This is a genomic window from Salinimonas profundi, from assembly GCF_014750655.1.
Lineage (GTDB): Bacteria > Pseudomonadota > Gammaproteobacteria > Enterobacterales > Alteromonadaceae > Alteromonas > Alteromonas profundi_A.
In genome coordinates this window covers 182,325-190,041 of the sequence record NZ_JABBXD010000007.1, presented here as the reverse complement: position 1 = coordinate 190,041, position 7,717 = coordinate 182,325, and the positions used below count along the sequence as shown (strand labels likewise).

At 50.4% G+C, this 7,717-nt stretch carries 6 protein-coding genes; all 6 read right to left on the bottom strand.

The features are described 5' to 3' along the window. Positions 1-687: 687 nt before the first annotated feature. The 6 genes from der to HHX48_RS13170 all read right to left on the bottom strand — a co-directional run bounded on the left by der (position 688) and on the right by HHX48_RS13170 (position 7,716). Positions 688-2,133, bottom strand: coding sequence for a ribosome biogenesis GTPase Der (der, locus tag HHX48_RS13195; RefSeq protein WP_191025861.1), 1,446 nt, complete (start codon positions 2,131-2,133; stop codon positions 688-690). A gap of 93 nt (positions 2,134-2,226) precedes the next feature. After that, the gene (gene bamB, locus HHX48_RS13190; RefSeq protein ID WP_191025859.1) at positions 2,227-3,501 is read right to left on the bottom strand and encodes an outer membrane protein assembly factor BamB; all 1,275 of its coding nucleotides are present in this window, start codon (positions 3,499-3,501) and stop codon (positions 2,227-2,229) included. A gap of 19 nt (positions 3,502-3,520) precedes the next feature. Next, positions 3,521-4,141: a YfgM family protein gene (locus HHX48_RS13185; RefSeq protein WP_191025857.1), complete on the bottom strand. Its 621-nt coding sequence runs from the start codon at positions 4,139-4,141 to the stop codon at positions 3,521-3,523. Between the two features lie 41 nt (positions 4,142-4,182). Then, complete coding sequence (gene hisS, locus HHX48_RS13180) at positions 4,183-5,460, bottom strand: histidine--tRNA ligase (protein ID WP_191025855.1); 1,278 nt, start codon at positions 5,458-5,460, stop codon at positions 4,183-4,185. Between the two features lie 76 nt (positions 5,461-5,536). Continuing rightward, positions 5,537-6,658 carry a flavodoxin-dependent (E)-4-hydroxy-3-methylbut-2-enyl-diphosphate synthase gene (gene ispG, locus HHX48_RS13175; RefSeq protein ID WP_191025853.1) on the bottom strand — a complete coding sequence of 374 codons (1,122 nt, stop codon included), beginning with the start codon at positions 6,656-6,658 and terminating at the stop codon, positions 5,537-5,539. Positions 6,659-6,660: 2 nt separating this feature from the next. Continuing rightward, the gene (locus tag HHX48_RS13170; protein ID WP_191025851.1) at positions 6,661-7,716 is read right to left on the bottom strand and encodes a RodZ domain-containing protein; all 1,056 of its coding nucleotides are present in this window, start codon (positions 7,714-7,716) and stop codon (positions 6,661-6,663) included. Position 7,717: the final 1 nt, after the last annotated feature.

Sequence of the window (7,717 nt, the reverse complement as noted above, 5' to 3'; positions counted from 1 at the left end):
CCCCCCCCCCCCCCCCCCCCCCCCCCCCCCCCCCCCCCCCCCCCCCCCCCCCCCCCCCCCCCCCCCCCCCCCCCCCTCGCCGCCGGTCGATACCGGCGAAAGCAATTACAACCGTAAAGGCTGTGCATATAGCCAATAATGTAAAAAGCGTTTTCTTTTATTTGGTGAGTAATAACGTAAACATTGAAGAATTAACAGCCCCAGCCGTGTTGACGGCCAGCATGCCACTCTTACTCAACGGTTCATCGAAATCCTTCTATCAATTATAAATTCCACTGCAAACGCTTTACTTCGAAGAACTGCCGCTCTATTTCGCCTTAACGCTCAGCAGATAGCCGGCGCAGAGAGAATAAAAACAAGGCTCATCATGGATGATGAGTCAAGGAGAACAGGGGCATGGACGCCCCTTTTACCCCGGTTGTTTTTATCTGCTCCGGTTATCTGCCGCTTTGAGCGTTCAGGTAAAGGAGGGAGTCCAGAGGGGAAACGCTCTTCCCCTCTGGTCGTTGCCGGTCGATACCGGCAAAAGCTAATACTGCCGCAAAGGCTGCGAATGTAGCCGGTGCGGTAACGTCGTTTTATCTTTTGAATAAGACAGTAATCTCAGCATCGAGAAGCTTACCGCCCCACCTATGCTAACAGCCCTCAAACCAGCAGATAATAAAAAAGGAGGCTCTCGCCTCCTTCCTATTTCTTTCTGCTGTGATAAGACATCATCCGCTTGCGCTTTCGTTGCTGAGCAAGCGTTAGCTGCTCTTTTTTTCCTTCAAACGGATTGGCGCCCTCTCTGAACTCTATTCTTATGGGCGTCCCCATTACATTCAATGAACGACGGAAATAGTTCATCAAATAACGTTTGTAGGAACTGGGCAAATCGTCTACCTGATTGCCGTGAATAACCACAACCGGTGGATTATATCCCCCGGCATGGGCGTATTTCATTTTTACGCGACGGCCGCGAACCAGAGGGGGCTGATGCTCTTCCTGAGCCATTTCCATGATCTGCGTCAGCAGCGCGGTATTTACCCGCTTAGTCGCACTTTCATAGGCTTCAATCACAGATTCAAATAAGTTGCCGACGCCGGAACCATGCAACGCGGAAATAAAGTGCAGTCTGGCAAAGTCCACAAATCCAAGACGACGGTCCAGTTCGCGTTTGATGTCGTCCTTGATATCGGTATTCAGTCCATCCCATTTGTTCACTGCAATAACCAGCGAACGACCAGAATTCAGCACAAAGCCAAGCAGACTAAGATCCTGATCCGAGATCCCTTCCCGCGCATCGACCACCAGTAACACAACACTTGATTCCTCGATGGCCTGAAGGGTTTTTACGATAGAGAATTTTTCTACCGCTTCAGACACTTTACGGCGCTTTCTTACACCCGCCGTATCAATAAGAATGTATTCCCGCTCATCTCTTTCCAACGGAATATAAATACTGTCACGCGTGGTGCCAGGCATGTCATAGACTACCACGCGCTCTTCACCGAGCATTCGGTTGGTGAGCGTGGATTTACCCACATTCGGCTTACCCACAATGGCCATTTTAATAGGCAGGTTGCGCAGTCGCTCTCGCTGCTCTTCGGTACTGATGCTTTCGTCTTTGTCTTCTTCAACCACCGCCATCTCAGGAAATTCTTCTGCCAGAGGCGACATTGATGTATTTAAGAGCTGGCTGACACCACGACCATGGGCTGCAGCTATCTGGTAAACGTTACCTAACCCAAGCTTGTAGAATTCTGCACTTTCACTATCACCGTCGATGCCATCGACCTTATTGGCAACAAGAAATACCTTTTTGTTTACTTTACGCAGGTGTTCAGCTATTCCCTGGTCAGCGGGCATAAGGCCAGCCCGGGCATCCAGCATAAACAGAACCACATCGGCCTCATCAATGGCAAGCAGCGACTGACGCGCCATTTGCTCATCAATACCTTCCTCATCACCGGTGATACCTCCTGTATCTACGACGATAAACTGCTTTTTATCATAGGTTGCCTGACCATACTTCCGGTCACGGGTAAGGCCGGGATAATCCGCTACCAGCGCATCCCTGGTATTTGTTAAACGGTTAAACAGTGTGGACTTACCAACGTTCGGGCGCCCCACCAGTGCAACTACAGGCAACATGATGTATTCCTACATGAAAAGTATTCAAGAACAAACAGGCCGCGTAACAACGCGGCCTGTCGTGTAAACTATATTATAGCGGTTTACGACTTTTTAGTCAGCCGTCTCCGCGGCTCCACTGGTAAGCATTGCAATCGTACCGTCTTCGGTTACAGCAATGATGTTATCTCCCACTTTGATGGGCGAGACATAGACAGACTCATCTTCGTCATCTCCACCTAAATCATAGCGGGCCACAATTTTACCAGAATCTTTTTCCAGCCAGTGGAGATACCCCCAGCGGTCACCAACAACCAGGTGATCACCGACCGGCTGTGCTTCGGTCAGGTTACGGCGTTTCAATGTACTTTGTGACCACAACTCAACACCATTACGGCGATCAAGACCATACACAGTAGAGTTTTTGTCGACTAAGAAAAGTTGATTGCCATCCATCGACAAATCACGATACGAGCTGTATTCGCGTTTCCAGATTACCCGGCCACTACGCAGTTCCACGGCGGCCAACGTACCATTATAAGAAATCGCGTAGACAATACCGCCATACAGTACCGGGGTAACATCAACATCAACAATACGTTCAAGCTCGGTTGCACCAGAGGGGGTAGTAATGGCGGTTTCCCAGGCGATCATGCCTGAATCAAGTACGTTAACCTGCACTTTGCCAGTCGGCGTCCCCACCAGCGTACCACCATTCGCAGCGACCGGGGCCGAGATACCGCGCAGACTAAGCGGAGGCACATCACCTTCATTGAACCAGAGCTGCTCGCCTGTTTCCGCATCCAGCGCATAGAGTGTACCGGCACCGGTATTAACCACCAGAATATTCTCAGCGACGGCTGGCGGTGCCAGTATTTCGCCTGCTACTGATGCACTCCACAACAGACTACCGTCCTGACTGTTTAGCGCCAGCACAGAGCCATTTTCTGTGCCCATGTATAATACATCACCCTCAAGGGCCAGGCCGCCGATTCGTGCAGATTTACCAGACTCCCACAACCGGGTAAGTCCGCTGAGCATACTGTCATCACTGTAAGAGGCAAAATCTTTTTCCCAACGCTCATCACCTGTTTCGACATCCAGTGCCGCAACCTCGCCATGACGACTGGCCATATAGACGGTTTTGCCATCTGTGACGGGCCGCAGACGGGAAAAATAATCACCGACGCCATCACCAACAGAGGTTTCCCAAATTACGTCTGGCTGAAACTTAGCCTCAATAGGCTTTAGCGTACGAATTTCAATTTCTTCGTCATCAGCAAACCAGTTTGATACCGTAGTACAGCCGGAAAGTGTGACAGACAGCGCGAGACTCAGGCCCAGCGCTTTTGCTACGCGGCGCAATTGACCGTGTGTTACTTGTGACAAATCAGCTACCTCTTGGACGTTACGAGCCTGTGGCTACAGATAAATTATCCAGCTTCATTTTTACCAGCTGGTTAGCAGTATCGCTTTCTAGCGCCTTGGTGTAAGCCATACGCGCATCGTCCGCCTGACCTTTTTTCACAAACGCATCACCGCGAACCTCCGCAACCAGTGCAGCAAAGGATTCACTCGTAATGCCATCAAGCGTCGCCAGGGCTTTATCCGCTGCATCCATTTCAATTTGCAGACGTGCCAGACGCACAGCCGATAATGCTTTAAGTTGCGCATCTTCGGTGCGCTCCATTACCAGCTTAAGCTGGGCTGCAGCACCTTCAAGATCGCCCTTTTCAACCAGTTGTCGTGATGCGATTAAAGCAGCAATATCGCCATAACCGTTATCAGGGTTTGCCTTTGCAAACTTACTGATATTGTCGATACCGCCTTCTTCTGTAGCGGTTTCAACGACCGACTGATACTCTGCAGATGCTTTGGCTTTGGCCTCTAGCTGACTTTCACTGTAATAGCGCCAGCCCCAAAGCCCGCCAAGACCCAGTACAGCACCGATAATAATCGCCGTACCATTGTCTTTCCAAAATTGCTTTATCGCCTCAACTTGTTGTTCTTCTGTAGCGAACTTTTCCATTACCAACCTCTACTGTCTGTGCTTACGTGTTGAGCACTTTTTCATTCCATCATCGTTGCCAGTGTACCGGGAAGATCTGCCAATGCGATGGTGACCTGCTCCTGCTGACCGCGCAACGGTTTAATCGTGACCTGATTGTTCAGCGCTTCGTCTGACCCCAAAATAAGCGCAAGTTGAGCACCCGTTTTATCAGCACGTTTGAGCTGTTTCTTCATATTGCCGCCGCCACAGTGTGTGGTTACACGACATTCAGATAATGCATCCCGCAACTGTTCAGAAACTTGCATTGCGTAAACCGCGGCTTCATCGCCCAGCGCAGTAACATAAATATCAGCACTGGCGGGCTCCTGCGTTTGTGCCTCGAGCGTTGTCAGCAGCAACACTAAGCGCTCCATACCCATAGCAAAGCCTACAGCGGGAGTGGCCTTGCCGCCAAGTTGCTCTACCAGGCCATCATAGCGACCACCTGCGCACACTGTCCCCTGAGACCCAAGGCTGTCAGTTACCCACTCAAACACGGTACGATTGTAATAATCAAGGCCGCGAACCAGCCTGGGATTAATCTCATATTCGATGCCGGCTTGCGTTAATCGTTCACACAAAAGTGAAAAATGTTGCGCCGAATCCTCATCTAAATGATCCAGTAGTGACGGTGCACCTTCCAGCGCTTTTTGTACATCCGGGTTTTTACTGTCCAATACACGCAGAGGGTTAGATGTCATTCTGCGTTTTGAGTCTTCATCCAACTGATCTGCACGGGATGTAAGAAAGGCTATCAGGGCATCGCGATATGCCTGACGCGCTTCATTGGATCCCAGCGAATTGATTTGCAGTTTCACATGGTTACTAATACCAAATGCTTTCCACAGACGAGCACTTAATAAAATTACTTCAACATCAATGTCTGGCCCATCAAGCCCGTAGGCCTCAACGCCAAACTGATGAAACTGTCTATAACGGCCTTTTTGCGGACGTTCATGGCGAAACATCGGCCCCATATACCACAGACGCTGCTGCTGATTGTACAGTAAGCCATGCTCATTGCCGGCTCTGACACAACTCGCCGTGCCTTCAGGACGCAACGTAAGGCTATCGCCGTTACGGTCCTCAAAGGTATACATTTCTTTTTCGACGATATCAGTGACTTCGCCAATCGAGCGTTTGAATAAATCGGTGCTTTCTACGATGGGCGTACGAATCTCCTGATAACCATAGCTGGCTACCACTTGTCGTAACGTCGATTCTACCTGCTGCCAGATACCGGAAACCTCTGGCAGGCAATCGTTCATGCCGCGAATAGCCTGTATTGTTTTAGCCACCTGAAATTCTCATACTGCTGATAAATAAAAGCCCCGCATTATAGGGGCTTTGCATACAAACAACAATCGTTGCCTGTTAGTCGTCTTTTACCGCAACAGCGATCTTCTGCGCGTTGTCCATCTGACTGGCTTTCGCACGAATGCGTCGCTCTAGCTGTTCCACCAGCTCTTCATTGTTCAGACGCTCTTTCTGTCGCTTGCCGTCTTCATAAAATCCGCTCATATTGCGCGCACCTGTCAGTCCAAGATCAGACACCTCAGCTTCCCCCGGTCCATTCACAACACAGCCGATAATGGACACGTCCATGGGCGTCACTATATCTTCAAGACGCTGCTCCAACGCGTTGACCGTAGCAATGACATCAAATTCCTGCCGTGAGCAGCTGGGACAGGCAATAAAGTTAATGCCGCGCGAGCGTATACGCAGTGATTTAAGAATGTCGAAGCCAACTTTAATCTCTTCGACAGGGTCGGCTGCCAGTGACACGCGAAGTGTATCGCCTATCCCTTCAGCCAACAGCATGCCAAGCCCTACTGCACTTTTTACTGAACCGGCGCGTAAGCCCCCTGCTTCGGTGATACCAAGATGCAGAGGCTGATCTATTTTTTGTGCCAGCCCGCGATACGCGCCGACAGCCAGAAACACATCCGACGCTTTCACACTGACTTTAAACTGATCGAAGTTAAGCTTATCCAGAATGTCTACGTGTCGCATGGCTGACTCTACCAATGCATCCGGCGTGGGTTCGCCGTACTTTTCCTGCAAATCTTTTTCCAGCGAGCCACCATTGACGCCAATCCGAATCGGGATGTTTTTATCTTTAGCGCAATCCACTACCGAGCGGATACGGTCCATATTGCCAATATTGCCGGGATTGATACGCAGGCAATCTACGCCATATTCAGCGACCTTGAGTGCAATACGATAATCAAAGTGAATATCAGCGACCAACGGTACGCTGACCTGACTTCGGATTTGTTTGAAAGCTTCAGCCGCATCCATCGTGGGCACGGAAACCCTGACGATCTCGCCGCCCACTGCGGCAATGCGATTAATTTGGGCAACAGTTGCGTCTACATCGGTGGTTTGCGTATTTGTCATCGACTGCACAGCAATTGGCGCACCATCACCGATTGGAACGCTTCCTACATTAATCCGGGTAGATTTTCTGCGTTTTATCGGACTCTCTGCAAACATGATTATTCCTGCAAGGGTAAGGTAAAGCGCGCCGTACGACCATTCTGATAGTCTGAAATATCAACGCTGCTGCCGTTAAATGTGACAGCTACATTGTCGGGCGCGCCTAACGTAACATTAATGGGAGGTTGACCGGAGATAGGCATCACGCGTCCTTCGCGTTTGATACCGGTAGCAATAATTTCACCATTGGCATCTTCGATATTGACCCAGCAATCTTCACCGAATGTAAAGGTCATGGCTGCCATTTCTGCACTGGATGCCGATTGTGCTTCATCCTCTTCGCTCTCATTTGATGCGGCAACAGCGCTGATAGTATCGTCGCTCTGTGACGGCGCAGCTTCATTTTCATCCTCCATCTGCTGAGCCTGTTCCGGTTGTGAGGCCGTCGGCTGATTCAAAGCATCTGAAGGGGTCTCTTCAGCAGTGACAGGCTGACTTGTCATTTGCGCCAGGGAGGCATTTTGTGCTGGTTCATTGTTTGGCTGACGGTCGGTCTGCGTCTGTGTTTGCTTACCTGCCGCCTGAGGCTCTGATTCAGTGCGGGGAGAGGCGGTAACCGCGGACGCGCGGCCCGACGCCTCATCGGTCTTGCTGACCGCAGAACTGGTTTCGTCCACCACGCTATCGTCCTGCTGATACCACCAGGTGACAACGCCGGCAACCAGCAAAAATAAGATGCCGTAGGTGACCATCATCCAACGATCATCGTGGGCCTGTTTGGCGACTTTTTGCGAAAAGCTCTGCAGACGGGCGTGTGACTCAGCATTATTATGGGTACGTTCAAAAGCGCTGATTACACTATTTGCATCCAGCCCCAGGTGTTTTGCGTAATTGCGCACGTAACCTTTGGTGAAAGTCACCGACATGGTCTGGTCTATCTTATCGTTCTCGATATCATCGACCGTATTGACCTTCACAAAAATTTTGTCTGCAATATCCTGCTGCGAGAGACCTTGCTGTTCACGTGCCTGGCGAAGCATGGCACCAGGCGAGGACACTGACTGCGAGCGGTCATCATTCGCTGTAGTGTCGTGATGTACATCTTCTGAATTCATT

Coding starts and splice junctions, on each gene's coding strand:
- der (WP_191025861.1), bottom strand. CDS start 2,133: ATGTTGCCTGTAGTTGCACTGGTGGGGCGCCCGAACGTTGGTAAGTCC.
- HHX48_RS13185 (WP_191025857.1), bottom strand. CDS start 4,141: ATGGAAAAGTTCGCTACAGAAGAACAACAAGTTGAGGCGATAAAGCAA.
- ispG (WP_191025853.1), bottom strand. CDS start 6,658: ATGTTTGCAGAGAGTCCGATAAAACGCAGAAAATCTACCCGGATTAAT.
- HHX48_RS13170 (WP_191025851.1), bottom strand. CDS start 7,716: ATGAATTCAGAAGATGTACATCACGACACTACAGCGAATGATGACCGC.